The 26597-nt window shown below is 67.4% G+C and carries 31 protein-coding genes; 12 read left to right on the top strand and 19 right to left on the bottom strand.

What is annotated here, in order from left to right:
- Positions 1-42: 42 nt before the first annotated feature.
- Entirely contained in the window at positions 43-846 is an 804-nt protein-coding gene (locus A5740_RS14715) for an enoyl-CoA hydratase (RefSeq protein WP_076195174.1), read from the bottom strand.
- 135 nt (positions 847-981) lie between these two features.
- Here A5740_RS14715 and A5740_RS14710 point away from each other — a divergent pair, with 135 nt between their 5' ends.
- The 3 genes from A5740_RS14710 (at position 982) to A5740_RS14700 (ending at position 3929) form a co-directional block, all read left to right on the top strand.
- Entirely contained in the window at positions 982-2073 is a 1092-nt protein-coding gene (locus A5740_RS14710; RefSeq protein ID WP_076195172.1) for a CaiB/BaiF CoA-transferase family protein, read from the top strand.
- Between the two features lie 64 nt (positions 2074-2137).
- Positions 2138-2899, top strand: coding sequence for a 3-hydroxyacyl-CoA dehydrogenase (locus A5740_RS14705; protein ID WP_076195196.1), 762 nt, complete (start codon positions 2138-2140; stop codon positions 2897-2899).
- Positions 2900-2915: 16 nt separating this feature from the next.
- Positions 2916-3929 (top strand): nitronate monooxygenase family protein, encoded by a 1014-nt coding sequence (locus tag A5740_RS14700; RefSeq protein ID WP_076195170.1) that lies wholly within the window; start codon positions 2916-2918, stop codon positions 3927-3929.
- Between the two features lie 69 nt (positions 3930-3998).
- Here the strand turns inward: A5740_RS14700 and A5740_RS29325 are convergent, their stop codons facing one another.
- Complete coding sequence (locus A5740_RS29325; protein ID WP_139335136.1) at positions 3999-4130, bottom strand: hypothetical protein; 132 nt, start codon at positions 4128-4130, stop codon at positions 3999-4001.
- Between the two features lie 359 nt (positions 4131-4489).
- Here A5740_RS29325 and A5740_RS14695 point away from each other — a divergent pair, with 359 nt between their 5' ends.
- The 3 genes from A5740_RS14695 to A5740_RS14685 are packed head-to-tail and all read left to right on the top strand — an operon-like array spanning position 4490 to position 8133.
- Positions 4490-6805: an MMPL family transporter gene (locus A5740_RS14695; protein WP_076195169.1), complete on the top strand. Its 2316-nt coding sequence runs from the start codon at positions 4490-4492 to the stop codon at positions 6803-6805.
- Position 6806: 1 nt separating this feature from the next.
- Positions 6807-7505, top strand: coding sequence for a TetR/AcrR family transcriptional regulator (locus tag A5740_RS14690; RefSeq protein ID WP_076195167.1), 699 nt, complete (start codon positions 6807-6809; stop codon positions 7503-7505).
- Entirely contained in the window at positions 7498-8133 is a 636-nt protein-coding gene (locus A5740_RS14685) for a class I SAM-dependent methyltransferase (protein WP_076195166.1), read from the top strand. The genes A5740_RS14690 and A5740_RS14685 overlap by 8 nt, the downstream gene beginning before the upstream one ends.
- On the opposite strand, the gene A5740_RS14680 is transcribed toward A5740_RS14685, so the two are convergent.
- Positions 8130-8843, bottom strand: coding sequence for an NAD-dependent deacylase (locus tag A5740_RS14680; protein ID WP_076195195.1), 714 nt, complete (start codon positions 8841-8843; stop codon positions 8130-8132). The genes A5740_RS14685 and A5740_RS14680 overlap by 4 nt on opposite strands.
- 36 nt (positions 8844-8879) lie before the next feature.
- Between A5740_RS14680 and A5740_RS14675 the strand changes: the two genes are divergently transcribed.
- Positions 8880-9245: a GntR family transcriptional regulator gene (locus A5740_RS14675; RefSeq protein ID WP_076195165.1), complete on the top strand. Its 366-nt coding sequence runs from the start codon at positions 8880-8882 to the stop codon at positions 9243-9245.
- A 21-nt stretch (positions 9246-9266) separates the two neighbouring features.
- Here A5740_RS14675 and A5740_RS14670 read toward each other — a convergent pair whose 3' ends face one another.
- The 3 genes from A5740_RS14670 to A5740_RS14660 all read right to left on the bottom strand — a co-directional run bounded on the left by A5740_RS14670 (position 9267) and on the right by A5740_RS14660 (position 11481).
- Entirely contained in the window at positions 9267-10037 is a 771-nt protein-coding gene (locus A5740_RS14670) for a class I SAM-dependent methyltransferase (RefSeq protein WP_076195193.1), read from the bottom strand.
- A 76-nt stretch (positions 10038-10113) separates the two neighbouring features.
- Complete coding sequence (locus A5740_RS14665; RefSeq protein ID WP_076195164.1) at positions 10114-10629, bottom strand: DUF1697 domain-containing protein; 516 nt, start codon at positions 10627-10629, stop codon at positions 10114-10116.
- An 18-nt stretch (positions 10630-10647) separates the two neighbouring features.
- Entirely contained in the window at positions 10648-11481 is an 834-nt protein-coding gene (locus tag A5740_RS14660) for a class I SAM-dependent methyltransferase (protein ID WP_083654133.1), read from the bottom strand.
- A 31-nt stretch (positions 11482-11512) separates the two neighbouring features.
- Here A5740_RS14660 and A5740_RS14655 point away from each other — a divergent pair, with 31 nt between their 5' ends.
- Together A5740_RS14655 and A5740_RS28400 are read left to right on the top strand one after the other, a co-directional pair.
- Positions 11513-11956: a PPOX class F420-dependent oxidoreductase gene (locus A5740_RS14655; protein WP_076195162.1), complete on the top strand. Its 444-nt coding sequence runs from the start codon at positions 11513-11515 to the stop codon at positions 11954-11956.
- 15 nt (positions 11957-11971) lie between these two features.
- Positions 11972-12142, top strand: coding sequence for a DUF5302 domain-containing protein (locus A5740_RS28400; protein ID WP_139335135.1), 171 nt, complete (start codon positions 11972-11974; stop codon positions 12140-12142).
- A 14-nt stretch (positions 12143-12156) separates the two neighbouring features.
- On the opposite strand, the gene A5740_RS14650 is transcribed toward A5740_RS28400, so the two are convergent.
- From A5740_RS14650 to A5740_RS14610, 9 genes are all read right to left on the bottom strand, one after another.
- Positions 12157-13506 (bottom strand): acyltransferase, encoded by a 1350-nt coding sequence (locus A5740_RS14650; protein ID WP_076195161.1) that lies wholly within the window; start codon positions 13504-13506, stop codon positions 12157-12159.
- A gap of 35 nt (positions 13507-13541) precedes the next feature.
- Positions 13542-14723 carry an MFS transporter gene (locus A5740_RS14645; RefSeq protein WP_083654131.1) on the bottom strand — a complete coding sequence of 394 codons (1182 nt, stop codon included), beginning with the start codon at positions 14721-14723 and terminating at the stop codon, positions 13542-13544.
- A 47-nt stretch (positions 14724-14770) separates the two neighbouring features.
- A complete protein-coding gene (locus A5740_RS14640; protein WP_076195160.1) occupies positions 14771-16402 on the bottom strand; it encodes a cation acetate symporter in 1632 nt (543 codons plus the stop codon).
- Positions 16399-16743, bottom strand: coding sequence for a DUF485 domain-containing protein (locus A5740_RS14635; RefSeq protein ID WP_076195159.1), 345 nt, complete (start codon positions 16741-16743; stop codon positions 16399-16401). The genes A5740_RS14640 and A5740_RS14635 overlap by 4 nt, the downstream gene beginning before the upstream one ends.
- 146 nt (positions 16744-16889) lie before the next feature.
- On the bottom strand, positions 16890-18620 hold the full coding sequence (locus tag A5740_RS14630) for a cation acetate symporter (RefSeq protein ID WP_076195158.1): 1731 nt from the start codon (positions 18618-18620) through the stop codon (positions 16890-16892).
- Positions 18617-18991 carry a hypothetical protein gene (locus tag A5740_RS14625; protein ID WP_076195157.1) on the bottom strand — a complete coding sequence of 125 codons (375 nt, stop codon included), beginning with the start codon at positions 18989-18991 and terminating at the stop codon, positions 18617-18619. Before A5740_RS14625 ends, A5740_RS14630 begins: the two co-directional genes overlap by 4 nt.
- The gene (locus A5740_RS14620) at positions 18984-19769 is read right to left on the bottom strand and encodes a LytTR family DNA-binding domain-containing protein (RefSeq protein WP_076195149.1); all 786 of its coding nucleotides are present in this window, start codon (positions 19767-19769) and stop codon (positions 18984-18986) included. Before A5740_RS14620 ends, A5740_RS14625 begins: the two co-directional genes overlap by 8 nt.
- Entirely contained in the window at positions 19766-20965 is a 1200-nt protein-coding gene (locus A5740_RS14615) for a sensor histidine kinase (protein ID WP_076195148.1), read from the bottom strand. The genes A5740_RS14620 and A5740_RS14615 overlap by 4 nt, the downstream gene beginning before the upstream one ends.
- Before the next feature lie 45 nt (positions 20966-21010).
- On the bottom strand, positions 21011-21313 hold the full coding sequence (locus A5740_RS14610) for a DUF732 domain-containing protein (RefSeq protein WP_076195147.1): 303 nt from the start codon (positions 21311-21313) through the stop codon (positions 21011-21013).
- A gap of 90 nt (positions 21314-21403) precedes the next feature.
- Between A5740_RS14610 and A5740_RS14605 the strand changes: the two genes are divergently transcribed.
- Positions 21404-21991, top strand: a complete 588-nt coding sequence (locus A5740_RS14605; RefSeq protein WP_076195146.1) for an HhH-GPD-type base excision DNA repair protein — start codon at positions 21404-21406, stop codon at positions 21989-21991.
- 68 nt (positions 21992-22059) lie between these two features.
- Here A5740_RS14605 and A5740_RS14600 read toward each other — a convergent pair whose 3' ends face one another.
- Positions 22060-22713 (bottom strand): nitroreductase family protein, encoded by a 654-nt coding sequence (locus tag A5740_RS14600; RefSeq protein ID WP_076195144.1) that lies wholly within the window; start codon positions 22711-22713, stop codon positions 22060-22062.
- 35 nt (positions 22714-22748) lie between these two features.
- Between A5740_RS14600 and A5740_RS14595 the strand changes: the two genes are divergently transcribed.
- The gene (locus A5740_RS14595; protein ID WP_003882209.1) at positions 22749-22898 is read left to right on the top strand and encodes a DUF1059 domain-containing protein; all 150 of its coding nucleotides are present in this window, start codon (positions 22749-22751) and stop codon (positions 22896-22898) included.
- Between the two features lie 91 nt (positions 22899-22989).
- On the opposite strand, the gene A5740_RS14590 is transcribed toward A5740_RS14595, so the two are convergent.
- Complete coding sequence (locus A5740_RS14590; RefSeq protein WP_076195142.1) at positions 22990-23994, bottom strand: hypothetical protein; 1005 nt, start codon at positions 23992-23994, stop codon at positions 22990-22992.
- Between the two features lie 52 nt (positions 23995-24046).
- Complete coding sequence (locus tag A5740_RS14585) at positions 24047-24706, bottom strand: hypothetical protein (RefSeq protein ID WP_076195140.1); 660 nt, start codon at positions 24704-24706, stop codon at positions 24047-24049.
- Between the two features lie 476 nt (positions 24707-25182).
- Between A5740_RS14585 and A5740_RS14580 the strand changes: the two genes are divergently transcribed.
- Positions 25183-26325, top strand: a complete 1143-nt coding sequence (locus A5740_RS14580; RefSeq protein ID WP_254849191.1) for a mannosyltransferase — start codon at positions 25183-25185, stop codon at positions 26323-26325.
- On the opposite strand, the gene A5740_RS14575 is transcribed toward A5740_RS14580, so the two are convergent.
- A complete protein-coding gene (locus A5740_RS14575; protein ID WP_076195136.1) occupies positions 26294-26587 on the bottom strand; it encodes a 4a-hydroxytetrahydrobiopterin dehydratase in 294 nt (97 codons plus the stop codon). The genes A5740_RS14580 and A5740_RS14575 overlap by 32 nt on opposite strands.
- Positions 26588-26597: the final 10 nt, after the last annotated feature.

Raw genomic sequence — 26597 nt, 5'->3', positions numbered from 1 at the left:
AACAGTCCCCCACAAGGGGAGGTGGCCCCTGCTCGTGGTGTCTTACTGGTCGGTGAACTCCGGACGCCGGTTCTGCTGGAAGGCTGTGGTGCCCTCGCGGAAGTCGTTGGACACCAACAGTTTCAGCTGACCTTCGCGCTCCCGGGCGAACGCGCCCTCGAGTTCGGTGAGCGTGGCGGCATTGATCGCCTGCTTGGTCTCGCGCAGGGCGACGGCCGGTCCGGAACGCAGCTTGGCGATCGTCTTGTCCACCGCCGCGTCGAACTCGTCGGCCGGGTAGACCGCGCTGACCAAGCCCCAGTCGTAGGCGTCGGTAGCGGTGAGCCGGTCGGCCAGCAGCGCCAGGCGCATGGCCCGGGCCCGGCCGATGTTCGCGGCCACCAGGGCCGAGGCGCCACCGTCGGGCATCAGTCCGATCTTGGTGAAGGCGAGCAGGAAGAACGCCTGCTCGGAGGCGAGCACCACGTCGGCGGCCAGGGCCAGCGACACCCCGACGCCCGCGGCGGGCCCGTGAACGACGGAGACGACGGGCTTGGGCAGCTTCACGATCGAGGCGACGGCGCGGTTGGCCGCGTCGAGCACGCCTGCGGCATCGTGGCTCTTTGCGTTCTGATCTTCCTCGCTGATGCCGGCGCCCGAGCTGAATCCCCGGCCCGCGCCGCCGAGGCGTACCGCCCGCACCTCGGGATCGGTGCCGGCCAGTTCCATGGCGTCGGCGACCGCGATCAGCATGTCCTGGGTCAGGGAGTTGAGGCTGTCGGGTCGGTTGAGCGTCACCGACAGGACGCCGTCCTCGAGTGATACGGATACGTCTTTTACGTCGGGGTATTCGCGGGTCACGGTCATCTCTGCACCTTAAGTCTGGCGGGCCCGTGGCCCGCTGGCGGCGGGGCCGGCTATGGCCATGCCGGTCGAGAAGGTTATACAAGTAAGCTATGTCACCGGTCAACCGTGGCCGAACACGCGAAGGGGCAGTAGAGCATGGCAGGACCACTGCAAGGTTTGCGCGTCGTGGAGCTGGCCGGTATCGGCCCCGGCCCGCACGCGGCGATGATCCTCGGCGATCTGGGCGCCGACGTGGTGCGCATCGAGCGGCCGGGTAAGAGCGGGGGAGTGCCCGCGGGTGACCGGGATTCGATGCTGCGCAACCGCCGCTCGGTGGCGGCTGACCTCAAGAGTGACGAGGGCCGCGAGCTGGTGCTCAAGCTGATCTCCAAGGCCGACGTGCTGATCGAGGGCTACCGGCCCGGTGTCACCGAACGGCTGGGGCTGGGGCCCGAGGATTGCGCCAAGATCAACGACCGGCTGATCTACGCCCGGATGACGGGGTGGGGTCAGCAGGGTCCGCGGGCCTTGCAGGCCGGCCACGACATCAACTACATCTCGCTCAACGGCCTGCTGCACGCGGTTGGTCGCAAGGGCGAGCGGCCGGTGCCGCCGCTGAACCTGGCCGGCGATTTCGGTGGCGGGTCGATGTTCCTGCTCGTGGGCATCCTCTCGGCCCTGTTCGAGCGGCAGACGTCGGGCAAGGGGCAGGTGATCGACGCGGCCATGGTCGACGGCTCGTCGGTGCTGATGCAGATGATGTGGGGCTTCCGCGCCAACGGCATGTGGTCCGACGAGCGCGGCACCAACATGCTCGACACCGGTGCGCCCTACTACGACACCTACGAGACCGCCGACGGCAAATACTTCGCCATCGGAGCGATCGAGCCGCAGTTCTACGCCGAGCTGCTCAAGGGACTGGGGCTCGAAGGTGCCGACCTGCCGGCCCAGAACGACATGGCCCGCTGGCCCGAGCTGCGCGAGGCCTTCACCAAGGCGTTCGCCTCACACGACCGGGACCACTGGGCCAAGGTGTTCGCCGGCACCGATGCCTGTGCGACGCCGGTGCTGTCGTTCGCCGAGGTGCTCACCGAACCGCACATCGCCGAGCGCAACACGTTCTTTGACGACGAGGGCCACCTGCAGCCCATGCCGGCGCCACGTTTCTCGCGCAGCACCACCGCCGAGCCGACGCCGCCGCGTCCTCGCGGTGCCGACACCGAAGCCGTTCTGCGGGACTGGGTTTAGTCCACCGTTTCAGTTCGAACAATCCATGGGTCGGCACAGTGCCGGCCGGAAAGGAATGCGGTACATGGAGATCAAAGACGCGGTAGCCGTCGTCACCGGCGGTGCCTCCGGTCTGGGCCTGGCCACCACCAAGCGCCTGCTGGATGCGGGTGCGCAGGTCGTGGTCATCGACCTCAAGGGTGAAGAGGTCGTCGCCGAACTGGGTGACCGGGCCAAGTTCGTCGCCACCGACGTCACCGACGAGGCGGGCGTCGCGAAGGCACTGGACGTCGCGGAATCGCTGGGCCCGGTGCGGATCAACGTCAACTGCGCGGGCATCGGCAACGCGATCAAGACCCTGAGCAAGAACGGGGCGTTCCCGCTCGATGGGTTCCGCAAGGTGGTCGAGGTCAACCTGATCGGCACGTTCAACGTGATCCGGCTGGCCGCCGAGCGCATCGCCAAGACCGAGCCGATCGGCCCGAACGGCGAAGAGCGTGGCGTCATCATCAACACCGCTTCGGTGGCGGCGTTCGACGGGCAGATCGGGCAGGCCGCCTACTCGGCGTCCAAGGGCGGTGTGGTCGGCATGACGCTGCCGATCGCTCGTGACCTCTCGCGTGAGCTGATCCGCGTGTGCACCATCGCGCCGGGTCTGTTCAAGACCCCGCTGCTGGGCTCGCTGCCCGAGGAGGCACAGAAGTCGCTGGGCCAGCAGGTGCCGCACCCGGCCCGGCTGGGTGATCCCGACGAGTACGGCGCCCTGGCCGTGCACATCGTCGAGAACCCGATGCTCAACGGCGAGGTGATCCGCCTCGACGGCGCGATCCGCATGGCCCCGCGGTAACTAGGAAGGCGAACGTATGGCATTGAAGACGAAGTTCACCGAGACGTTCGGGGTCGAGCACCCCATCGTGCAGGGTGGCATGCAGTGGGTCGGCCGCGCCGAACTGGTGGCGGCCGTGGCGAATGCGGGTGCGCTGGGGTTCATCACCGCGCTCACCCAGCCCACCCCGGCCGATCTGGCCAAGGAGATCGAACGGTGTCGGGAGCTCACCGACAAGCCGTTCGGGGTGAACCTGACGATCCTGCCGACGATCAACCCGCCGCCATACGACGAGTACCGCCAGGTGATCGTCGACTCCGGCATCAAGATCGTCGAGACCGCGGGTTCTAACCCGGCGCCGCATTTGCCGATGTTCCATGACAACGGCATCAAGGTGCTGCACAAGTGCACCTCGGTGCGTCACGCCGTGAAGGCCCAGAGCCTGGGTGTGGACGGCATCAGCATCGACGGCTTCGAGTGCGCCGGTCACCCCGGTGAGGACGACATCCCGGGTCTGGTGCTGATCCCGGCCGCGTCGGCCAAGATCGAGATCCCCATGATCGCCTCGGGCGGTTTCGCCGACGCGCGCGGTCTGGTGGCGGCGCTGGCCCTGGGTGCCGACGGCATCAACATGGGGTCGCGGTTCATGTGCACCGCGGAATCGGCGATCCATCAGAACGTCAAGGAAGCGATCGTGGCGGGCACCGAGCTCGACACCGAGCTGATCTTCCGCAGCCTGGGGAACACCGCGCGCGTCGCGAGCAACACGGTCTCGCGTGAGGTGGTGCAGATCCTCAAGGACGGCGGCCAGTTCGAGGACGTCAAGGATCTGGTGGCCGGCAAACGCGGCGTGAAGGTCTATGAGATCGGTGATCTCGACGCCGGTATCTGGTCGGTCGGGACCTCGATGGGCCTGATCAACGACATCCCCACCTGCGGCGAACTCGTCTCGCGGATGGTGTCGGAAGCCGAGGAGCTGATCAGTGGGCGCCTGGCGAACATGATCGGCGCGGGCGAAGCCGAGCCGGAGAAAGAAGCAGTCCTCGCCTAAGCGAGGACTGCGGCCCGTCACGGGCAAACTCAAGATGGGAAAACGCGCGCCGCGAGGCGCGCGTTTTTCTCATACTGCCTTCGGCAGTTCCTGGTAGTTGTCGAACTGCTCCGAGGTGTCACCCTCGACCAGGACATCGCCGTGGTAGAGAGCCTCGAAATCAACCTTGATGACATCGGCACTGGTGTCGTCGATCCACATGACACTGAGCGTATGGGTCACCATTAAGGATTCTTTGAGTCACGGTTCGGAAAATGGTGGCAATCCTACTTTTGGGTAGGTTTCTGGCGAGTACGGCCCGTGACGCCGCCCGGCGCCTATTGCTGCGCCGACTGGCTGCGCCGACTGGCTGCGCCGACGGGCTGCGCCGATTTCTACCGCAGGGTCGCTGGAGCGCGCCGGCCACAACCCTGGCGTGGAAATCGACGAGAAGGCTCACGCGTAAGCAGCAGTTGAACCCCCGGGCCTCGGTCGCCGTATGTAGAGCATGGCCCAATGTTGACGCCGAAAACTTACCGTTGTTAACTTAACGGCGATACTAAGTGGGGGAAGGACTTACAGTGCTGCAACGAATCGCCCATCTGGCCATCGCCGCACCACGCCGTGTCCTGGTGGTCGCCGCGCTCGTGATGGTGGCCGCGGGCATCTTCGGCGTCCCGGTGGCCAAAAGCCTCTCGGCCGGCGGATTCCAGGACCCCACCTCGGAATCGGCGCAGGCCACGCGATTGCTGTCGGAGAAGTTCGCGCGAGGTGACATGCAACTGGTCATCAGCCTCACCGACGAGTCGGCCGCCGGGGCCCAGAGTCCGGCCGCCAAGGCCGCCGGCGCCGACATCGCCGCGCGCCTCGATGCGTCGCCCTATGTCACCGAGGTGAGCTCGGCGTGGACCCTGCCGGGCCCGGCGGCGGCAACCTTGATCAGCAAAGACGGCAAGACCGGGCTCATCCTGGCCGGAATCACCGGTGGGGAGAGCGGTGCGCAGAAGCACGCCAAGGAACTCACCGATCAACTCGTGCATGACCGCGACGGCGTGACCGTGCGGGCCGGCGGCGAGGCGATGATCTACGTCCAGATCAACGGGCAGAGCGAAAAAGACCTGTTGATGATGGAATCGATCGCCATTCCGCTCAGCTTCCTGGTACTGGTGTGGGTGTTCGGCGGGTTGCTGGCCGCCGCCTTGCCGTTGGCGGTCGGCGGCTTCGCGATCCTGGGATCGCTGGCTGTGCTGCGCGGCTTCACCATGGTCACCGACGTCTCGATCTTCGCGCTCAACCTCACCGTCGCGATGGGTCTGGCGCTGGCCATCGACTACACCCTGCTGATCGTCAGCCGGTACCGCGACGAACTGGCCGACGGCACCGACCCCGATCGAGCACTGGTGCGCACCATGGTCACCGCCGGACGCACCGTGCTGTTCTCGGCGATGACGGTGGCACTGTCGATGGTGGCGATGGTGCTGTTCCCGATGTATTTCTTGAAGTCGTTCGCCTACGCGGGCATCGCGGTGGTGGCGCTGGCGGCGTTCGCGGCCGTCGTGGTGGCCCCGGCCGCCATCGCGCTGTTGGGTGACCGTCTCGACGCGTACGACGTGCGCCGGTTCATCCGCCGCGTGCTGGGCCGGGCCGAACCGGCGCCCAAGCCTGTCGAGCAGACCTTCTGGTACCGGATGACCAAACGTGTGATGCGGCGTTCGGTTCCGATCGGCATCGGTGTGGTGGCACTACTGCTGATGTTGGGCGCGCCGTTCCTCGGCATCAAATGGGGCTTCCCCGACGATCGGGTGCTGCCGTCCTCCGCATCGGCTCGTCAGGTGGGTGACGAACTGCGGACCGATTTCGCCGTAGACTCCTCGACCGCCGTCACCGTGGTGCTTCCCGACGTGACCGCCCTGCCGCCGGCCGAGATCGACCGCTACGCAGCCGATCTGTCACGGGCCACCAGCGAGGTCTCGGTGTCCGCGCCGGGCGGCACCTTCGTCGACGGACGCCGCGTCGGCCCGCCGGCGTCGGGCACCGGAATCGACGACGGCAGTGCATATCTCACGGTTGCCAGCGATGTGCCGCTGTTCAGCGACGCCTCCGAAGCGCAGCTCGACGCGCTGCACGCGGTCCCGGCGCCGACCCAGGTGCAGTTCACCGGTCTGGCACAGGTAAACCGGGACAGCTCCCACGCCATCACGTCCCGGTTGCCGATGGTGCTCGGCATCATCGCGGCCATCACCTTCATGCTGTTGTTCCTGCTCACCGGCAGCGTGGTGCTGCCGCTCAAAGCGTTGGTGCTCAACGTGTTGTCGCTCTCGGCGGCGTTCGGTGCGCTCGTGTGGATCTTCCAGGACGGTCACCTCGGCGCGCTGGGCACCACGCCGACGGGCACCCTGGTGGCCAACCTGCCGGTGCTGTTGTTCTGCATCGCCTTCGGGCTGTCGATGGACTACGAGGTGTTCCTGGTCTCCCGGATCCGGGAGTACTGGCTGGCATCCGGGCAGACCCCGGCCGGCGACGCACAGCTGTCTCCCCGAGCCAGGAACGACGAGAGTGTTGCGCTCGGACTGGCCCGCACCGGCCGGGTGGTCACCGCCGCGGCCCTGCTGATGTCGATCTCGTTCGCCGCACTGATCGCCGCCCAGGTCGCCTTCATGCGGATGTTCGGCCTCGGACTGACTTTGGCCGTGCTGGTCGACGCCACCCTGGTGCGCATGCTGCTGGTCCCGGCCTTCATGCATCTGATGGGGCAGTGGAACTGGTGGGCGCCCGCGCCGCTGGCTCGGTTGCATCGGCGTATCGGCATCAGCGAGTCCGGCCCCGAAGATCCGTCCGACCTGCCCGGTGAACCCCGCCGGGAATGTGCCGGCGCCGGCATGGGGGACACCGGTTAGCGTGGTGCTGCAGCCGAGTAAGCGGCGCCGGGCCCCACGTGGGTCCGGCGAACTGCTGCGCGACGAGATCCTGGACGCCACAACCGAACTGCTGCTGAAAACCGGCCACGCCAAGGACGTGTCGATCCGGTCGGTGGCCCAGCGGGTGGGCGTCACGCCGCCGTCGATCTACCTGCACTTCGCCGACAAGGACGCGCTTTTGGACGCGGTGTGCTCGCGGTACTTCGAGAAGCTCGACGAGGAGATGCAGCGCGTGGCCGCCGACCACACCTCCACGATCGAGGTGCTGCGGGCCCAGGGGCACGCCTATGTTAACTTCGCCCGGCGTACCCCCGAGTTGTACCGGCTCGCGACGATGGGCGAGGGCAGGCCCGGAAGCGACGTCGACGCCACCCTCAACAGCTCGGCGTTCCAGCACATGCGCGGGGCCGTTCAGGCGCTGATCGAGGAGGGGGTGTACCCGGCCGAGGACGCCACGACGATGGCGCTCGAACTGTGGACCGCCGCCCACGGGGTGGCGGCCATCCTGATCTCGAAACCATATCTGCCGTGGGGCGACGTCGAGGAGTTCACCGACCGCGTGCTGCGGGCGGTGTGCATCGGTCAGATCGTCTCGGGAATCATCGGTACCGATCTCGAGCCGGCGGAGATGATCGCCCGTTTGAAGGGATTCGCAGTGGAGGACAAGAACCGTGACTGACAAAATTGTCGACAATCCGTTCTTCGCCAGGGTATGGAAAGCGCTGTCGAGTTCGGAACCGCCCGCGCTGCGCCGCTTGCGCGGAGAGAACCTCGCCGGGCTGAGCGGGCGGGTGCTCGAGGTCGGGGCCGGCACCGGCACCAACTTCGCGTTCTACCCACCGACGGTGACCCAGGTGGTCGCCATCGAACCCGAACGTCACCTTGCCGAGGTGGCCCGCGACGCGGCTGTCCACGCTCCGGTGCCGGTGACCGTCACCAGCGACACCGCCGAGACGTTCCATAGCGCTGAGTCTTTCGACGCGGTGGTCTGCTCGTTGGTGCTGTGCTCCATCGAAGAGCCCGATGCCGTTCTGCGGCAGCTGCTTTCATTGCTGCGACCCGGCGGGGAGTTGCGGTACCTCGAGCATGTCGCCGGAACCGGATGGCGGGCACGCCTGCAGCGCGCGGCCGACGCCACCGTGTGGCCGCGGTTGTTCGGCAATTGCCACACCCATCGGCACACCGAGCAGACGATCGCCGACGGCGGATTCCGGGTCGCCGAGACCCGTCGAGAACTGGCGATGCCCGCCTGGGTGCCCTTGCCGGTCACCGAGTTCGCGATCGGACGCGCGGTCCGGCCGGCCTAGCCGAGCAGTGCGGGCAACCGCTGCAACAGGCTCGGTAGAGCAGTGGCCGCGGTTTCGCGCAGCGAGACCGTCGCACTGTCGGACAGCGGTGTGCGTTCCGGATTGACCTCGATCACCGCGATGCCTGCGGCCAGCGCCGCCTCGGGCAGGCCCGCGGCGGGGTAGACGATCGAACTGGTGCCCACCACGATGACCAGATCGGCGCTGCTGACCGCCTGCACCGACCGCTGCCAGGCGTCGTCCGGCAGCGGTTCGCCGAACCAGACCACGCTGGGTCTGATCAGGCCGCCGCACGGGCAGACCGGAGGCTCGATCGTCTCGACCGGTTCGGGCATCTCGGGAAGATTGCCCTCGAACCTGGAACCACAAGCATCGCAACGGAATTCAAACAAACTACCGTGCAGGTGATAGACGTTGGTGCTGCCGGCGCGCTCGTGCAGGTTGTCCACGTTCTGCGTGATGACGTGCACGTCGGCGTGGTCCTGCCAGGCAGCTACGGCACGGTGGCCATCGTTGGGCTCCACGTGCGCCATCATGTAGTGCCGCCACAGGTACCAGGCCCACACCTTCTCGGGATTCCGCTGCCAGCCGTCCAGGCTGGAGATCTCATACGGGTCGACCTTGGCCCACAGTCCCGTCTCGACGTCACGGAACGTGGGTACACCGCTCTCTGCCGAGATGCCGGCGCCGGACAGGACAGTCACTTGCACGTCACCAACGTAGTCGGTTTGGGTGATACTGGGCACGTGGCCGAGTTGGGGGAGTGGGTGCTGGTCGATCCGAGCGCGGAAAAGCCGCTGTTCGATCAACTCAGGATCCAGATCATCGATGGCATCCGCCAGGGGCGGTTGTCGCCGGGGACCCGCCTCCCTACGGTGCGTGAGCTGGCGGGGCAGGTTGGCCTGGCGGTCAACACCGTGGCCAGGGCGTATCGCGAGCTGGAGGCGGCGGGGGTGTTGGAGACGCGGGGGCGGTACGGCACATTCGTGGCCCGGGCCGACCCGGCCGACGCCGCGATGGCCGCGGCCGCGCACTCGTTCGCCGAGGCAGCCCGTGCGCTGGGCATCGGCAAGACCGATGCGCTGCGCTACCTGGACGACGTGTTCGACTGAGTCGCGTTCAGCCGCGCTCGTCTAGCCGAACTCGAGGAGCCCCACCAGCGGGCGCACCGAGTCGAAGATCGGCAGGTGCTGCGCTCGCAGCAAGGTGTTGAACAACATGCCGCGTCCGGGTGGCATCGGCAGATCCCGCACGGTGCGGACGCCGGGGACCGTGTTCACCAGATCGGCCAACTGCGCCGGGGACAACGAGAACGGCATGGGCGGTACCCGGTAGCGCGTCGAGGTCGGCATTCCCTTACGGGTCAAGAACGCGAACACCGACGGCGGCAGGTCGAACATCATCTGGCCGCCCGGAAAGCGTTGTGCGCACGCGCGGATGATCGACATGGACTCCTCGGGCTGCAGATACATCAGGAGCCCCTCGGCGGTGATGAACACGCCCTGGTCAGCGTCGACCTGATCCATCCAACTGAAGTCCAGCGCGGACTGGGCGCACTGCGTGACCCGGTCCGGTTTGGGCAGCAGCTTGTTGCGAATGGCGATCATCGGTTCCAGATCCACTGACAGCCAACGGAACTCATGACCGAGGCCGGCCGCGTCGAGCCGGTAGAAGCTGGTTTGCAACCCCTCGGCCAGGGCCACCACCGTGGCCCGCGGATGATCGCGCAGATAGTTGCCGGTCATCCGGTCGAACACCAGGGCCCGCAACGCCATGTCCTGGCGCCGGGTGAAGCCGAACTTGCCGAAGTCGAAATCGATCGAGTCGACCAGTTGCACCGCCACCGGGTCGTCGATCAAGCCGTCGGGCCGCCGCGCTTCATGCGCACGGACCTGCAAGGTCATCAGCGCGGTCTCGGAAACGCCGGTGAGTTCGACCTTGGCACGCGAGTTGGTGGTCACCTCGTCGAATGTACCGAAATCAGCGCAGCACTTTCTCCACCGTGCGCAGGTTCCTGGTGGTTGTCGAGGACTTGTAGCGCTTCTTGCCCATGGTCTTGTTGAGGGTGCTGTCCAGTGTCGCGCCGCGGGGGACCTGCCAGTAGAGCACACCGTCACCACGCCGGACCTTTTCCCCTTTCCCCGGCGGAAGGGCCGCCAGTTCATCGAGCAGATCGGTGTCGCTGACGAACGTCACGTAGGAGTGGTGGCCGTCGACGTCACGCTCGAACGGGTAGGCCGCCGAGACCTGCTGCAGCGTCGTCACGTCGTACACCAGTACCCAAGCCTCGTAACCGAAGGTGTCCCGCAACGCGCGTTCGGCGGTGGTGCGTACCTTCGCGGCATCGAAATCGCTGTCCAGCACCACGTTTCCGCTCGCCAGGATCGTGCGCACCGCGGTGAACCCGGCCGCCTCCAGGGCGGCTGCCACCTCCACCATCTTCAGGTTGACCCCACCGACGTTGACGCCGCGCAGGAAGGCGATGTAGCGGGCCATGGTGGAAGCCTAATCGCCTCAGGCGAAGTCCAGCACCGTCATCGACGGGCGCGCGCGGTGCACGGCGCCGATCCGGTCCAGCCACGGTTGAGCGGCCAGCTTGACCAGGCCGCGGCCCGGCGGCAGCGCGACATCGCGGGCGGACCGGACCCCGGCGACGGCGCCCGGCCCCGACCCCGCCATGGCAAGGCCGCCGTCGGCGGTGAGGGCGAACGGCATCGGCGGGACGATGTAGCGGTCGGACAGGTGCAGTCCCTTGACGGTGCGCCGGCTCAGCCACGGCGGGATCGAGTCGAACATCATCCGGGCCCCGGGAAACCGGGCTGCGCAGTCGGCGATCAGGCTGCGCACGTCGTCGGGCTCGAGGTACATCAGCAGTCCCTCGGCGGTGATGAACACGCCGTCTTCGGCGTCGACCCGGTCCATCCAACTGCGATCGAGCGCCGACTGGGCCAGCGGCACGATCCGCTCATCGGTGGGCAGCAGGCGTTCGCGGATCGCCATCACCGGCGGTAGATCGACTGAATACCAGGTCAATTCGTCGGCCACCCCGGCCTGATCGAGGCGCCAGAAACTGGTCTGCATACCTTCGGCCAGGGCCACCACCGCGGCCCGTGGATGCGTCGCGAGGTAATCGGTGGTCTCGAGGTCGAAGGCGCGGGCCCGCAGGGCGTGCGATTGATTGGGCTTGCCGAACTTGCCGTAGTCGAAGTCGATCGCGTCGAGCAGGGCCACCGCCCAGGGGTCGCGGATCACGCCGTCGGAGCGCTTGGCCTCCGTGCCGCGGTAGCTCAGGGTCCACAGAGAGGTCGTCGAGACGCCCTGCAGGGTGTTGCCGTCAATCACGCTCATCGGATCGATGGTAAAGACGTACGCTCGACTCATGGGGCGCCAGGTTTTCGACGACAAGCTTTTGGCCGTGATCGGCGGCAATTCCTTGGGAGTGCTGGCGACGATCAAACAGGACGGTCGTCCACAGCTGTCGAACGTCTCCTATTACTTCGATCCGCGCGCGCAGCAGATCCAGGTGTCGATCACCGAACCGCGGGCCAAGACCCGCAACCTGAGACGCGATCCGCGCGCGTCCGTCCACGTCAGCTCCGACGACGGCTGGTCCTATGCGGTGGCCGAGGGGGACGCGATCCTCACCCCGCCCGCCGCCGCCCCGGACGACGACACGGTCGAAGGGCTTATCGCCTTGTACCGCAACATCGCCGGTGAACATCCGGACTGGGACGATTACCGCCGAGCCATGGTCGACGACCGCCGCGTTCTGCTGACACTGCCCATCACACACGTCTATGGGATGCCGCCCGGGCGGCGGTAGCGCTACGCTGCGCCTATGGCTGACGACAAACCGGAAGACGACAACAAGCGCAAGTTCCGGGAGGCCCTGGAGCGGAAGAAGTCGCAGTCGTCGGGAGGCGCTGCGCACAAGGACGGCGGTCGTTCTCAGCCGCGAGCCCACGGTCCGGTGGAGAACCGGCGGGAGTTCCGCCGTAAGAGCGGGTAGGCACCCTCGGCGTGCTATTTGTCGGCGAGTGCCCGGGCGGTGACCAGTGCCACCAGCATGACCGCCACGCAGTACACCCCCTGATCCTTCAGGCCCCACGCCACGGAGGTCAGCGTGGCCGCACCGGCCACACACAGCAGCAGGCCCACGCCGGCGCTGCGAATTCCGGTGCCGCTCACCACGCCGCCGTCCCACCCGGGCAGCGGGTTGTTCTCCAGCGGCCGCAGGGCGACGAAGGCGAGCGCGACCAGGCCGGCCATCAGCGCCAGTTGCAGTATCGACAGGGCCACGAAGCCGGGGGCCGACGGGTCGATGCGGTCGGCGCCGAGGTAGTCGAACGCCAGGTGCACACCCAGCAGCAGCGGCATGTGCCACAGGTACAGGGTCATCGCGCCGGAGTTGCCGATCGCGGTCAACCACCACACCCGCGGCCGCTGCGCCCACCGGTTGATTGCCGGAGCAGCGGCAATCGCGAACGCACACATCATGATTGCGTGGCCGGCCAGCAGCAGTGACGGCGGCGTCATGTTCTTCAGCTGCTGGGTCTCGATGCCGACCAGGCTCAGCTCGTAGGGGCCGAAGTACAACAGCGCCAGGTTCATCCCGAGCATGCCGACCCCGATCTTGAGCGCAGCCGAGCTCGAGAGCAGGTTCCGTCGATAGGCAACCCCGAACATGCCGGGTATCAACCACACCACGGTGTTGAGATAGCCGAGCGTGGCGTAGCCGTCAGTGCTGTCGGCGGTGATCCGGACTACGTCGATCACGGCGATGAACGCGTAGGTGCCCACGACCGCGGCAGTGAGCTGGGCCGTCGTCGTGATGCGTGCCAGCAGCGGCACCGCCGCCAGCACCAGCACGTAGGCGCCGAGGAACCACAGCAGTTGGATCGAGATCCCGGCGACGGGTTCGTAGACATGCTCCGGCAGCACGAACCGCAGTACCGCCAGGGCGACGGTCCAGAACGCCAGGTAGTAGAACACCGGGCGGTACAGCCGGGTGCAGCGCTTCAGCAGCCAGCCGCCCCACGGCTGAATTGCGGGCTCCGTCCGCGGCGAAGAGCCGGGCCGCCACGACTGCACGGAAGCGGCCACCCCGGCGAAGAAGAACAGCGGCATGATCTGGAAGATCCACGTCAGCGCCTGAAACACGGTGGACGCGGTGAGCAGGTTGCTCCAGATGAACACGTCATCGCGGATGGTGCTGGTGGCCATGATGGTGTGGCCGAACACCACACCGACGAGTGAGACGATGCGGATGACGTCGATGGCCCGGTCCCGATCCGGTGGGGTCTGGGCCTCGACCTCGGCGGGTGACGGGAACAGCCCGGCTTTTGCGGGGGCTGGGTCAGCGGCAATGGTCATGACGGCAACGCTATGGCCCGGCGACTGCGGAGTCTTTAGGTAGAAGCACTCAACTTTTGCCGGGCCTCGGTGACCAGGATGGCGGCCAGGCAGATCGCGGCCAGCGCGGCGACGCCGATCGCGAAGGCCACGCCGGCGGTGCGTAGACCGAGATGTTGGGCGGCCAGGCCTTCGCCGATCACCGGCAGCGAGATCGCGATGTACGCGACGACGAAGTAGGTGGAGCTGACCTCGGCGCGGCGCTCGGCCGGGGCGCGTTCGGCCACCGCGGCCAGGCCCCGACTGAAGCTCATGCCTTGGCCGATACCGGACACCACAGCCGCCGCGAGCAGCCCGACCAGCGATGAAAAGAACAGTGCAGCAGTCAGTATCGCCATACCTGCGATCAGCAACGTGCATCCCACCGCCACCGCGCGACCCGTGGCCATCCGGTTCGCGAACACCTGGGTGACCGCCGACGCGGCAAAGATCGAACAGGCGATCGCGCCGGCCACGGCGTGGTTGTCGATGCCGATCACCGTGGAGAGAAACGACGGAGCCACCGCGGTGTACATCCCCGTCACCGCGAATCCGGCGAAGGCAGCCAGCGCCGCGATGACGAACACGGTCCGCACCTCGGCGGGAACGGACAGGCGCTGCAGGCCGATCCGGCCGGTGCGTGCCGAGGTCTCCGGGGCGACGAACACCGCCGCCGCGGCCAAGACAGCCAGGCCGATATGGACGAGGAACGGCAGTTGCAGTGGATGCGGTGCGTACTGGACGAGCAGACCGGCCAGCAGCGGACCGGCGCCGAGCCCGCCGATGTTGGCGACGGTGGCGACCGCCGCGGCCCGGCTTTTCCACGCCGCCGGTGCCGCCTCGATGACGGCGGCGGTGGCGGTGCCGGTGAAGATGCCGGCCGACAGACCGGAGAGCACCCGTCCGATCAACAGCACCGGCACCGAGTCGGCGAACAGGAACGCCACCGCGCTGGCCAGAGCGAATCCGACGCCGGCCAGCAGCACCGGCCGCCGGCCCAGCACATCGGACCACCGGCCGAACACCAGCAGCGCGAAAAGCACGCCGCCTGCATACGTCGCGTAGATGACGGTGGTGGTTAGGACCGCGAAATGCATCTCCTGGCCGTAGAGGGCGTACATCGGGGTCGGCAGGGTGGTGCCGACCATGATGGCCGCGAACGCGTAGGCAAGGAGCGGAAACGAAAGGCGCCTGAGCACAGTTCAGGGTAGCGAGCGGAGCGCCGGCCAATCTGGCGCGCCGAGCGTCAGTGCGCGACGGCCTTTTCGGCGCCCACCCCGGTCAGCGACCGCACTTCCATCTCGGCATTGAGCTCCGGGTCTCCGGTGTCGCGTGAGGTGAGCGTGCCGATGATGCCGAGGGCGAACGCCAACGGGATCGACACGATGCCGGGGTTGGCCAGCGGGAAGAAATCGAAATCCGCGCCGGGGATCATCGCGGTCTTGCTGCCTGACACGGCGGGGGAGAACACGATCAACACGATGGTCGAGATCAGCCCGCCATACATGCTCCACAGCGCGCCGCGGGTGTTGAACCGCTTCCAGTACAGCGAGTAGACGATCGTCGGCAGGTTGGCCGCGGCCGCGACCGCGAACGCCAGTGCCACCAGGAACGCCACGTTCTGACCGTTGGCCAGGATGCCCAGACCGATCGCGAACACTCCCAACACCACTGCGGTGATACGCGAGACGCGCACCTGCTCGGCCTCGGACACTTTGTGGGACTTCAAGACTGACGCGTAGATGTCGTGCGCAAAGGAGGCCGACGCGGTGATGGTCAACCCGGCCACCACGGCCAGGATCGTCGCGAAGGCCACCGCGGAGATGACGCCGAGCAGGATCACCCCGCCGAGTTCGAACGCCAGCAGCGGCGCCGCCGAGTTGACGCCGCCTGCCGCACCGAGGATCCGGTCCGGCCCGACCAACGCGGCCGCCCCGTAGCCGAGCACCAGGGTGAACAGGTAGAACGCGCCGATCAGCGCGATCGCCCAAACCACCGACCGCCGAGCCTCTTTCGCCGTCGGAACGGTGTAGAACCGCATCAGCACGTGCGGCAGGCCGGCGGTGCCGAGTACCAGTGCCAAGGCCAGCGAGATGAAGTTGATCTGTGAGGTGAACGAGCCGCCGTACTGCGCGCCCGGGGCCAGCACGTCACGACCGGACACACCCTTGGTGGTGGCTTCGGAGATCGCCGACTGCGCCGAGCCGAGGATGTCGGAGAGGTTCAGCCCGAACTTGCTCAACACCATCAGCGTCATCAACGCGGCGCCGGCGATCAGCAGCACGGCCTTGATGATCTGCACCCACGTGGTGCCCTTCATGCCGCCGACCAGGACGTAGACGATCATCAGGATGCCGACGACGGCGATCACGATCGACTGCCCGGTGCGGCTGTTGACGTCGAGCAGCAGCGCAACCAGGCCACCCGCCCCGGCCATCTGGGCCAGCAGGTAGAACAACGACACCGTCAGCGTCGAGATCGCTGCGGCCAGTCGGACCGGTCGTTGCTTGAGCCGGAAGCTCAGCACGTCGGCCATGGTGAATTTGCCGGTGTTACGCAGCAATTCGGCCACCAGCAGCAGTGCCACCAGCCAGGCCACCAGGAACCCGATCGAGTAGAGGAAGCCGTCGTAACCGTAGACGGCGATGGCCCCGGCGATACCGAGGAAGCTGGCCGCCGACAGGTAGTCACCGGCGATGGCAATGCCGTTCTGCGGGCCGGAGAAGCCGCGACCGCCGGTGAAGAACTCGTCGGCGGTGGCGTTGCGCTTGCTGGCCTTGATCACCACGACCATCGTGACGACGACGAACAAGCTGAAGATGCCGATGTTGGCCACCGGGTTGCCGACGGTCTCGGCGGCGAGTGTCGTGATGGTCATCGGGTGCCCTCCAGCTCTTCGCGGATGGCGGTGGCTCGTGGGTCGAATTCCTTGTTGGCGAAGCGCACGTACAGCCCGGTGATCAGGAACGTGGTGAGGAACTGGCCCAGACCGATCAGCAGACCGACATTGATGTTGCCGAATACCCGGATGGCCATGAAGTCATGGGCGAACGCGCCGAGGGCGACGTAGAGGGCATACCAGACCAGGAAGAACGCGGTCATCGGAAAGACGAAGCGGCGCAGGCGGGTACGCAGCTCCTGGAATTCAGGACTGGCCTGCGCGGCGAGGAATTGCTCCCCGGTCGGGGCAACCCTCTCGGGAAGGTCAATTTCGGGCACGGTACTCCTGACAGTCGGCTGTGAGGGAACTGGGCACCGAACCTAATTGAGAGGTGGATCACAAGGCAGGGGTATCGGTCGCGATACGGCGAGTTCGGGCGTCGTTGCGCTGAACGGTCGGTCGTCTGGGCTGAGCGGCAGGGCGGTCAGCCGGTGGGGAGGCGCTCGACCCCCAGGCCGAGACGCTCCGGCACGTGCATGCGCGCGAAGATCTGTGCGACGCCGGGTGTGGGCCGGGTGAGGAGGCTGACGACGATCATCACCAGAAATGCGACGGGAACGCTGACCGCGGCCGGGTAGTCCACCATCACCGCGGGCCACCCGCCGAGCGCGGCATCGTCCACGCCGCCGGTGATCGCCACGAGGACCGCCCCGCCACATACCGACCCGCCGACCACGAGACCACATGCCGCGCCCACCGCGGTCAGGCCGCGCCACCAGATACCGAGCACCAGCAGGGGACACAAGGTGGACGCGGCGACGGCGAAGGCCAGGCCGACGCTGCGGGACAGCTCGAGCCCGGACACCATCAGCGACAACGGGATCGGAATCAGCCCGCCGACCACCGCGGCCACCCGGAAATCCCGCACCCGGCCGCGCATCACGTCGGTGGCCAGGGCGCCGGCAATGCTGACCAGCAGCCCGGACGAGGTGGCCAGGAATGCCGCGATGGCGCCGGCGGCCACGAGCGCGGCCAGCAGCTGTCCGCCGATACCGCCGACGGCCGCACCCGGCGCCAAAAGCACTGCGGCATCAGCGGTCCCGGTGATCAACAGCTGCGGAACGTACAGCCGGGAGAACACCCCGAGCAGGATCGGGAACACATAGAACACCGACAGCAGCGCCATCACGGCCAATGCGGTGCGGCGGGCGGCCCGCCCGTCCGGGTTGGTGTAGAAGCGGACTAGCACGTGTGGCAGGCCCAGGGTGCCGAGGAACGTCGCGACGATGATGGACAACACCTGGTAAAGCGGATGTCCGCCGCCCAGGCCGCCACCGGAGGCGATCCATTCGCTGCCGGTGCCCGGCGTATCGGCCACGACAGGCGTGGCCGCACCGGCCGCCAAGGTCAGCGCGGTACCGGCGCCGAGGGTGTGTTGCCCCGGTGCGGTGATCGTGGCGGAGTCGACGTGGCGGCCGTCGAGGTCGCCGGTCACCGTGATGCCGGCCGGTTCGATCACCTGGACGACGACATCGGTCTCGATCTGCACGGTGGTCTGATGCTGGACGGTCGGTGGCAGTGGGCCGCCCAATTCGCCGCGGTCGTTGACGAACAACCCCAGCAGGGCGAGCGCGGGGATGGCGACCGCGGTGAGCTTGAGCCAGTACTGGAACGCCTGCACGAAGGTGATCGATCGCATGCCACCGGCCACCACGTTCATGATGACGATCGCCCCCACCAACAGCGGACCGATCCACACCGGAACGCCCAGAAGTGTTTTCAGGGCCAACCCCGCGCCCTGATATTGCGGGGCCAGGTAGAACAGGCAGATCATCACGACCACGAGCATGGCCACCTTGCGCAATCTGACCGAGCCCAACCGGAATTCGGCGAAATCCGGCACGGTGTAGGCGCCCGACCGGCGCAGCGGCGCTGCCACGAACAACAGCAGGCCCAGGTATCCCGCCGTGAAGCCCACCGGGTACCACAGCGCGTCGGCACCGTATTTGGCGATCAGCCCCGCCACCCCGAGAAACGAAGCAGCAGACAGATATTCGCCTGATATCGCGGCGGCGTTCCACTGCGGCCCGATACTGCGGGAGGCGACCAGGAAGTCGGAGGTGGTGCGCGACAACCGGACACCGTACATGCCGATCACGATGGTGGCGACCGCGGCGACCAGGAGCGCGGCGGCGGTCAACGGGGCGCCGGTCATGGTTCGCTGTCGACGACCCGGACGAAATCGCGTTCGCCCTGTTCGGCCAGCCGCACGTACATCCGTCCCACGCCGTACAGCAGCGGGTAGAGCAGTCCGGCCAGGACCAGCCAGTTGAGCCGGATCCCGAATACGCTGAGCGCGGCCAGATCCGGCGCCATGGCGTTGATCAGCACGAGCGCCACGACGATCGTCACCACCACCGCGGTGAGCCGCAGCGCGAGCCCCAGCTGGGTGCGCACCAGCCCCCGCACCAGGGCGTCGCCCACCTGGGTCTGCTCGGCCACCTCGACGCGGGTGCGCACCATGCGGGCGCCGCGGCGGTGGGCGAGGACGACGCGCTCGCGTTGGGGGATGGGCCGCTCACTCATCGGTGCCCGCCGGTTTCAGTGAGCGCATCGGGTCACGGACCAACCGGTCGCGCAACTCGCGTGCCTGGCGTCGACTCACCGGCAACTCCACCGCGGGTGAGGATCCGTTGGCGCGCAACCGCACCAGCACGGCGCCGTCGGAGCTGCGCAGGCCGGTGACCTGCCGCAAAGACACCAGGTATGACCGGTGGATGCGCTGGAACCCGTGATCGCGCCATCGGGTCTCCAAGGTGCTCAACGGTATTCGCACCAGATGCGCACCGGTGGCCGAGTGCAGCCGGGCGTAGTCGCCTTCGGCTTCCACCCAGCCGATGCTGTCGCGGGGCACCAGATGGGTGATGCCGCCCAGCTCGGCGGGGATGACGTTCCAGTCCTGATCGTCCGGGGCGGCGGCCGTACCGCTGTGGGCGGTGCCGGCGGCCACGCGTCGCACCGCTTCGTCGAGCCGGTTCTGTCGGATCGGTTTGAGCAGGTAGTCGACGGCACCCACATCGAAGGCGGCCACCGCCTTGTCCTCGTGAGCGGTCACGAACACCACCGCCGGACGGTGCGTGTAATTGGCCAGCACCCCGGCCAATTCGATACCCGACAAGCCCGGCATGTTGATGTCGAGGAACACCGCATCGATGCGGTGCTGATTGAGTTCCCGCAGTGCCGAGGTGGCATCGGATGCGGTGTGCACGTCGGTGACGTCGGGGTGGCGGCCCAACAGGTAGGCGAGCTCGTCGAGGGCGGGGGCCTCGTCGTCGACGGCCAGTACGGTCAGGCCGGTCCTCATGCGAACGCTCCTCCGCTGGCTCGTATCCCCGAGCGGAACTTCGGCACACGCATCACCACTTTGGTCCCGGCGCCGACCGCTGTCTCGACCACCAGACCGTAGTCGTTGCCGAAAGCCGCGCGCAGCCGATGGTCCACGTTCGTCAGCCCGACGTGCGCAGATTCGTCGGTCCGGTCGGCCAGTGCATCGCCAGGACCGGCACGGAGCACGTCGGGATCCATGCCGGCGCCGTCGTCCTCCACGGTGATCACACATTCGGTACCCGCGTCGCGCGCGATGATCTCCACCGATCCGCCGCCCTGTCCGGCCAGCCCGTGTCGTACGGCGTTTTCCACCAGGGGCTGCAACGCCAGAAACGGCACCACGACGTTGAGCACCTCGGGCGCCACCCGCAGCCGCACCAGCAGATTGGCGCCGAACCGGGCGCGTTCCAAGGTCAGGTAGCGGTCGATGTTGCGCAGTTCGTCGGCCAACGTGGTGTATTGGCCTGCGGCGCGGAACGAATAGCGGGTGAAGTCGGCGAATTCCAGGATGAGCTCACGCGCCCGATCGGGGTCGGTGCGGACGAACGACGCGATCGTGTTGAGCGCGTTGTAGATGAAGTGCGGGCTGATCTGGGCCCGCAACGCCAGCACCTCGGCCCGATCCAGCCGGGCGCGGGATGCGTCGAGTTCGGCCAGTTCGATCTGGCTGGCCGCGTAGCGCGCCACCTCGCCGACCGCCCCGAGCATGCCGGGGCCCGGACTGGACGGGGCCAGCACGACGAGCGCGCCCAGCACCTCACCGCCCTCGGTGAGCAGCGGCTGGGCCACCACCGCGGTCGATCGCGCCGTGCGCAGCACTCGGCGTCCGGCGTTGATCGATTCCCGCGCGGTGTCGGCGCAGATGCCCACGATGTCGGGATGCCAGATCGCCTCGTCGGCATGATCACGGGCCAGGGGGGCCGCGTCGTCGTCGAACAGGGCCAGCCCGGCTGTGCCGGTGAGCTCACGCAGGTACGGCGCTGCGGTGGTCGCGGATTCGGTGTCCAGGCCTTGACGTAACGCGCGGGCGGCCTGTGCAGCGGTGTGCAGCGCGGCATGCACTGCGCGTTCGGTGGGGGTGGCGACGACTCTGCGGGTGCGCACCACCCCGACGGCGGCAACCGCCGCCAGGATCAGCGCCAGGGCCAGCGCGAGTGCAACTTCGCCGGACATCGTGCGGCCAACCTTAAACCGGCGAGGTTGCCCCGCGCGGTGCTGCTACTGAACCGGGCAGGCGTACTTTCTGGCCACGTCGTACACCCGCTGCTCCGCGCCGGGGCCGATCACACCCTGTGCGGCCAGCTCCCAACTGATGTACCCCGGGATGCTGCCCGTACAAGCCTGGTGAGCGACGCGCCACGCAGTATCTGGGTTGAGGTGGAATCCGTTGCGGTCCAGGCCCTGCATGTAGTTGTCGAATTCCGGCGTGCCCTGATCGGGGATGGCGTTGGCCGTGGCAGCCAAGGCAAGCGCCGTAGCCAGCGCGGCAAAAAGAGGTACAACGACGCGTCTCATGTCCATCTCCTATGGCACATCTCCGGTTGACGCGTGTACTTTCGCACACTCGACCGACACAGGCGTCAAAAACGAGTCTGGTTCTAGACTGACGACGTGGGAAAACTGCAGCTCGTCCAAGACCCCGAGGCCGACGCCCTGCTGGAGGCCAACCCCTTCGCGTTGCTGGTCGGGATGTTGTTGGATCAGCAGATTCCGATGGAGACGGCGTTCGCCGGGCCCAAGAAGATCGCCGATCGCCTCGGTGACGTCGACGCCCGCAAGATCGCCGATCACAACCCCGACGAGTTCATCGCGTTGGTGTCGCAAACCCCTGCGATTCACCGATTTCCGGGCTCGATGGGCAAGCGGGTGCAGGAGCTCGCGCGCGCCATCGTCGACGAATACGACGGTGACGTGACGGCCCTGTGGACCGGTGGCGACCCCGACGGCGCCGAGGTGTTGCGCCGGCTCAAGCGGCTACCCGGATTCGGTGATCAGAAGGCCCGGATCTTCTTGGCGCTGCTGGGTAAGCAGTACGGCGTGACACCGGCGGGGTGGCGCCAGGCTGCCGGCGATTACGGCAACGAAGGCAGTTTCATGTCGGTGGCCGACGTGGTCGATCCCGGGTCGTTGCAGAAGGTGCGGGCCTACAAGAAAGACATGAAAGCCGCGGCGAAGAAAGCCAAACAGGCCAAGGCTTAGCCACCACGCCGAGCGTGCGTTCAGATCGCGTTTCGGCCCGAAATGGCGATCTGAACGCACCGTCGACGTCAGAACGGCGGCCCGTCGAACCGTTCCCGGGTCGCGATCTCGGTGACGGGCTTTCGTTTGAGCTTGGTGAGTTGGCGGACGGGCTTGCCGAGTGGCAGCACTGCGGCGACCGCGTAGTCCTCGGGTATGCCGAGCAGCGCTTTGACCTTGGGTTCTTCGGCCACGGCCATGGTGGTGAGGACACCGCCGTAGCCTTCGTTGCGCGCGGCCAGCAGGATGTTCCACACGAACGGATACACCGAGGCCCCGGAGACCACGCCGATCCGGTCGAGGTCCTGGTCGAATGCCGCGACGACACCCAAGTCGACGCACACCACCAAAACCACCGGCGCCTCGACGAGGTGGGTGGCGCGTGGGACCTTCACCGCGGCGACATCGTCGGCCGACACCCGCATGGAGTGCAGCGGGTTCCACGGACTTTCGCCGTTGCGCTGCTGGGCGATATAGCGTCTCGATCCGGTGACGCCGAGGTCGGCGAGGGCCTCGCGGGTGTCGCGGTCGCGGATCACCACCACGCGTGAACCCTGGCGGTTGCCGCCGCTGGGTGCGAAGCGGGCGTTGTCGAGGATTCGTTCCAGCACGTTGTCGGGCAGCGGGTCGTCGGTGAACTGGCGTGCGGCTCCGGTCGTTCGCATGACGTCGTACAAGTCCATGGCTACATCTATCTCACATATGCGAAAGTGAGGATATGGCGAAGACACATCTGAACTGCCCGTGTGGCGAAGCGATCAGCGGTACCGACGAGGACGACCTCGTCGAGAAGGCCCAGGCGCACCTGGCCCAGCAGCACCCCGGCCGTGAATACGACCGGGAAATGATCCTCTTCATGGCCTACTGAGCCTCCGACTTTCAGCCCCTACACAAAATTCCCGGTCGCCGGCCATGAGGCCAGCGACCGGGAATTTCGCTTCCCCATTCATATGGTGTGGTCAGGGCACCACCGTGGATCCGATGGTGGGCATGAACTGGCACTGCTTCTCGGTCGTGGTGACCTGCCCGAAGATCGTCGACATGATGCTGCCGGAGCCGGTGTCGGCGATCGCGGTGAGCGTGGTCGGTCCTTCGGGGTTGATGTCCGAGCGCGGCTGCAGCGTCACGCTGCCGGACTTGCCAGTGGTCAGGTTGACCCACGTGGCGTTGAGCGGAAGCTTCTGCTCGGCGGCCGGACCCGGGGTGCCGATCGCGGTGAACACGTAGGCGGTCTGGCCGGCCTTCGGGCCGGGCAGCGGGATCGTGGCGGGGCCGGCCACCGAAATTGCCGTCGCCAGAACGTTTCCGCCGTCCTTGAGGCACCCGTTGCTGATCGACGGGTACATGAAGTCCTGCGTCGTCGGCGCGTTGGGACCGAAATCGGGCGCGCCGGCCGGCGCGGCGTCCGGTGCAGGCGCGGGCGCGGGCGCCGGAATCGTGACAGCGGCCGGAACGGCCCCGGGCGCCGGAGCGGGAGCAGCTTCGGGTGCGGGAGCCGGGGCAGCTTCAGGTGCGGGAGCGGGTGCCGGAGCAGCTTCGGGCGCCGGTGCCGGGGCAGGAGCCGGCAGTGCCTCGGGGGCCGGCCCGGCCGCATGGACCGGGTCGACGCCCGCAGGCAGATGTGCGTCGAGCCCCGCACCCGCGGCCGGGATGTGCTCGGGTGCGGCGACGGGTTGGGAGGCGAACTGGTTGACCGCCGTGGCGATGTTGTTGGACGCGGCCGGTTCCGACTTGTTGGCCGCGAACGCTTGCGCGGCAGCCATCAACAGCTGAGCCGCGCCGGCAGGGTCGGCCGCAGCCTGCTGGATAATCGGACTCAACTCCGATACCGCCGACAAGCCGGGTGCCTGCTGCGCGTCGATCGGCAGCGGTGCCGGATCGGCGTTGGCTACGGCGCTGCTGAACAGCAACAGGGTGGTGGACCCGATTGCGGCGGCGGTGCCGAACAACGTTTTCAGTGACATACGCGAGGACATGGCTTTCCCATCGTTTCGGGCGGTCAGACCAGTTCGGTGATCAGGGCAGGCCGGCGGTCAGCAGCGGGGCCAACGCTGCGACACCCGGGGCGGTCGCCGGAACAGCGGCGGCGGGCGCAGCAACTGCCGGAGCTGCCGCGACCGCCGGGGCACCGGCGGGCAGGGCCGTCTGGGCCGCGACCGGAACCAGCGACGCCAGGTCACCCGGGATGTTCACAGACTGCGGCAGGGGCAGCGGCATGCCCGGCACCTGCGGGATTTTGACCTCGGCCGAGGGCACCAGGGACGAGAGTCCGGTGGCCGGAGCGGTCGTGGCGGCAGCCGGAACGGCCGGGGCCGCAGCCGGAACGGCCGGGGCGGAGGGCAGGCCCGGTACCAGAGACCCCAGCGGTGCGTTGGCCGACGATGCGGCGGGCGCCGTGGCCGCGGGCTGCGGCAGCGTCACCGATGCGGTGGCCATCGGGGCCGGCGCCGGCGCGGGGGCAGGTGTCCCCGACAGCGCGGAGCCGACATCCTGCAGCAGCTGCGGCGCGGCGGCCGGCACGCCGGCGAGTTGGTTGACGATCGGCAGGCCCGGTGCGGGCGCCGGCGCCGGGGCTATCGGATCGGCATTCGCTGTCGCGCTGAGCGCCAACGCGACCGGGACTGCGCCGGCGGCTGCGATCACGCTGGTGGAAACTGTTTTCCAGGTGAAGATCATGGTTCTCCCAATCGGTTGCTTGCAACGTCTGAGCCCGAAACTATCGAGTTACTGGTGTGACTCAAGGGACACGTGTGGCGGTTATTCAACCGTTACTGCACCGTCTGAATTCGTTATCGGGCAGTGCCTGACGCGTGACGCGCCGACCGCCTCGGGCGTTTCTTCGTCCCGACTGTCACGCTGGGGTGACGCTCGACCTCGGCAGCCACGCTGGCGTGACAGACCGCGCGGGGCCGCGAGGACTTCGTCACGCTGGGGTGACGCTCGACCTCGGCAGCCACTCCTGCGTGACAACCGGTGGCGGGGCAACCGATGGCGGGGCAACCGATGGCGTGACAACCGGTGGCGTGACAACCGGAGGCGGGACAGCCGGTGGCGGGGGCAGGCGGCACAGGAGGGTCGCTAAAGTCGTGACCGTTAACACCGAACCGGCCACCCACTCCTCAGCATCCGCGCGGCTCTACCGCCTGGCGCCGATGTTGCTGGTCCTCAGCATTGCGGCGCGCCTGGCGTGGACATATCTGGTGCCCAACGGTGCGAACTTCGTCGATCTGCACGTCTACGTCGGTGGTGCTGCCACGCTCGACGGCCCCGGCGTGCTCTACGACTACGTCTATGCCGATCAGACGCCGGATTTCCCATTGCCTTTCACCTACCCGCCGTTCGCGGCGGTGGTGTTCTACCCGCTGCATCTGCTGCCGTTCGGGCTGGTGGCGTTCTGCTGGCAACTCGGGATCATCGCCGCGCTGTACGGCGTGGTGCGGATCAGTCAACGGCTCCTGCGTCAGGAAGCCGACCGGCGCGTCGCGATGCTGTGGACCGCGGTCGGCATCTGGACCGAACCGCTGCGCAGCACTTTCGACTACGGACAGGTCAATGTCGTCCTGGTGCTGGCCGTGCTCTACGCGGTCTACAGCAATCGCTGGTGGCTGTCGGGATTGCTGGTCGGCGTGGCGGCAGGGGTGAAGCTGACGCCTGCGGTGTCGGGCCTGTACTTCCTCGGCGCGCGCCGGTGGGCCAGCGTGGTGTTCTCGGCGGCGGTGTTCTTCGCGACGATCGCGGTCTCGGCGTTGGTGATCGGAGATCAGGCGCGCCGGTATTTCACCGAACTGCTCGGTGACGCCGACCGGATCGGGCCGATCGGGACATCGTTCAATCAATCATGGCGGGGTGGGATTTCGCGAATCCTCGGCCATGACGCCGGGTACGGTCCGGCCGTGCTTCTGGGCATCGTCGTCACCGCGGTGCTGGCCGTGTTGGCCTGGCGGGCCATCGGTGGCAGTGCCGACCGCCTCGGCGGGATCGTGATCGTGAGCCTGTTCGGGTTGCTGCTTTCGCCGATTTCGTGGACGCACCACTGGGTGTGGTTGATTCCGTTGATGATCTGGTTGCTGCACGGGCCGTTTGCCGATCGGCTCGGCGCGCGGATCCTCGGTTGGGGTTGGCTGGCGCTGACCCTGATCGGGGTGCCGTGGCTGCTCAGCTTCGCGCAGCCGACGATCTGGGAGATCGGCCGACCGTGGTATCTGGCGTGGGCCGGGTTGGTCTACATCGTGGCGACGCTGGCCACGCTCGGCTGGGTCGCGACTATTCGGGCTGGTCGGACAGAATCCGGTTGATCTCCTGGGCCATCTGAACGTCCTTGTCGGTGATCCCGCCGGCGGAATGCGTCACCAAGGCGAATGTGACAGTGCGCCAGCGGATGTCGATGTCTGGATGATGGTCCTTCTGTTCGGCGAACTCGGCCACGCGGCGCACCGCCTCGATGCCGTCGAGGAACGTGGGGAACTTGGTGGATCTGCGCAGGGCGCCCGCCGCGCGCTCCCAGCCCGGCAGATCGGGCAGTGCGGCGTCGACCTGATCGTTCGATAACACGGCCATATGCCCGACG

The sequence above is a fragment of the Mycobacterium sp. GA-1841 genome (assembly GCF_001954135.1).
Classification (GTDB): Bacteria; Actinomycetota; Actinomycetes; order Mycobacteriales; family Mycobacteriaceae; genus Mycobacterium.
The sequence above is the reverse complement of the archived record's forward strand: the minus strand, read 5'-3'. Positions and strand labels throughout refer to the sequence as shown.